This is a genomic window from Stenotrophomonas sp. P5_B8, from assembly GCF_054049855.1.
The window spans coordinates 1-2,043 of sequence record NZ_JBFULO010000561.1 but is presented as its reverse complement, the minus strand read 5'-3'; the positions used below and the strand labels follow the sequence as shown (position 1 = coordinate 2,043).

General features: G+C 60.0%; 4 protein-coding genes. 3 read left to right on the top strand and 1 reads right to left on the bottom strand.

Annotation, left to right across the window (positions count from 1 at the left end):
- The first annotated feature begins 172 nt into the window (after positions 1–172).
- From ACXJKH_RS19345 to ACXJKH_RS19335, 3 genes are all read left to right on the top strand, one after another.
- A complete protein-coding gene (locus ACXJKH_RS19345; RefSeq protein WP_457321803.1) occupies positions 173–814 on the top strand; it encodes a hypothetical protein in 642 nt (213 codons plus the stop codon).
- Between the two features lie 248 nt (positions 815–1,062).
- Positions 1,063–1,356, top strand: a complete 294-nt coding sequence (locus ACXJKH_RS19340) for a DUF5681 domain-containing protein (RefSeq protein WP_457321801.1) — start codon at positions 1,063–1,065, stop codon at positions 1,354–1,356.
- A complete protein-coding gene (locus ACXJKH_RS19335) occupies positions 1,349–1,657 on the top strand; it encodes a hypothetical protein (RefSeq protein ID WP_457321799.1) in 309 nt (102 codons plus the stop codon). The genes ACXJKH_RS19340 and ACXJKH_RS19335 overlap by 8 nt, the downstream gene beginning before the upstream one ends.
- A 116-nt stretch (positions 1,658–1,773) precedes the next feature.
- On the opposite strand, the gene ACXJKH_RS19330 is transcribed toward ACXJKH_RS19335, so the two are convergent.
- Positions 1,774–2,043 (bottom strand): hypothetical protein (locus tag ACXJKH_RS19330; RefSeq protein WP_457321797.1); only part of this gene is annotated, 270 nt, incomplete at its 5' end.

Genomic DNA, 2,043 nt, shown 5'->3' with positions numbered 1-2,043 from the left:
CTTTGCGGTCGTCAGATGCGGCTGTCTCGTCCCAAGACTGGGGCAGGGGGTACTGGGTCTTCTTCCAGGCGTCCATGAGGTCCATCCACTGGGTGGCCAGCGGAGCATACACTTCGCCCCAGCCACCGAATCTCAACTCACTGAATGGGTGCGACGCACCCGGAGTACTTCTATGGCTGAACGTAACTTCTTCGGGCGGCTCCGCGCCACTGTGGCCAATCGCGTTGCCCCTGGCAGTCCCTATGACGAGCGCGGGAATTACCTAAATAACGGTGGTCGAGCAGGCGTTGCTACCGCGCTAAAGATCGGTGCCAACATGTTCTTTCCCGGCGCGGGGGTGGTCRTTGACAAGATCCTGTCTCCTTGGGTTGATCGAGGGGCGAATTACGGAATTGGCGATGTTCAGCGCGAGGCGGTTCCCGTCTACGGCGCCCCCCAGTCGGCGCAGCACGCGTACACCGCAGCCCCGGCCACTACCTCAAACCTCGGCCTCGGCGCTCAATCACCGGGTGGCAGTTGGAATGGCTACTTGCAGAGTCAGGGGTCAGTTAACAACTTCGGCAGTCAGGGGTTCACCCGGCCGAGTTACACGAATTGGTCGCCCTCAAGCAGATGGGGCCAGCAGCTAACGGAGCAGCCAGCAGCACAGGGATCGAACCTCGGGTTCGGCAACAACGTCCAGGGCTTCGCGGGCGGTGGCGGCGGCAGCAGTTCCGGATCTTCCATGAGTGGCAATCGGATGGCGGGCATCGTCGGTGGCCGACTGGCTAGCGACTCGATGATCGACCTCCAACGCCGCTGGGCAAACAGGTAACCGGGGTCGGATATGGCGTCGCATGACAAGCMTGAGTCGCTGTCCCCGGCTGCGGTGAAGGGGATTGCAGCGGTACTGCTCCATGCCAACGCTGGGAGGCGGGTCTACTTCGGTGGACTCGACCTCACTGAGATGGCGGGCAGATACCTCGAAAGACACGTCCAAGAAGTTGGCTTTGATGCTGCTGACGGGACATTCCGTAAACAAGGGTTCGCATTGGTAACAGATGAAAACAATAGGTGAGAGCTATGCCATTCGTTCCAGGGCAATCGGGTAACCCCAGCGGGCGGCCCAAGGTAGATTTTGAGGTGCGGGAACTGGCCCGGGAACACGGCCGAGAGGCCATTGAGCGCCTAGTGGAGATCATGCGGGGGGAGAACCTCTCCCTGGCCCGGGCGGCCTGTGAGGCGCTGTTGGATCGCGGCTTCGGCAAGCCGGTCCAGTCTGTCGGAATCGACGCGGACTCTGTGCCCATCCAGAAAATTACGGTGCAGTTGGTGGCTATGACGACGGATGCCGAACCGGAGCCAGCCCGTGACTGACGACCAAGAGCCAATCTCTACTGTAGATACGGATAGCTCAATGGAGGGGTGGGACGGGGTCACCTACGTCATCTTCGCCGCCGAGCGGCAGTGCCTGCCTGAGGACTATCAAGGCCGCCTAGAAGTGGCACGGCAGGCCATAGGCGAGCCCTGGCGGGCTTTCGACCTCCACGACCCAGCCTGCCCCAAGGTCGAGGGGCAGGCCTGCGCCTGCGGCCTTGTGAGCGTCTTCACGAACGATCGGTGGGTGGCCTATGTGGATGTGTTCCATAGCCTCCAAGCCATTCACTCTGTACATTGATGTGACTGATGGAGCTAGCGAGACAGGGCTTAGTCGGAGTGAAAACGTCTAGGCGTCCGAAGTGAAAATCGCAGGCGCCGTGACCGAGCCTTTCCAATTAAAAAGGGGGCAACTTGTCAAAGGGATCTGACTTCATTGTTGCTGTCGATGCGTTCATGGCCGCCCCAAAGGGTCTTCTGGGCATTCAGTCGCCAGTCTGGCAGCCTAGTCGCGATGCCTATGCTGTTAGGCTGAAGCTTCCCATTGAAATTGGTGGGGAGTTGTCTGGACAACACCTGGTGATCGACGCTTGTCCGAACCACGATCCACGAAGATTCCACATCGGAATACAGTTTGCGGATCGCGTGGTTTGCCGACTCGACTATGACCCTAGGGCTACCCACAGC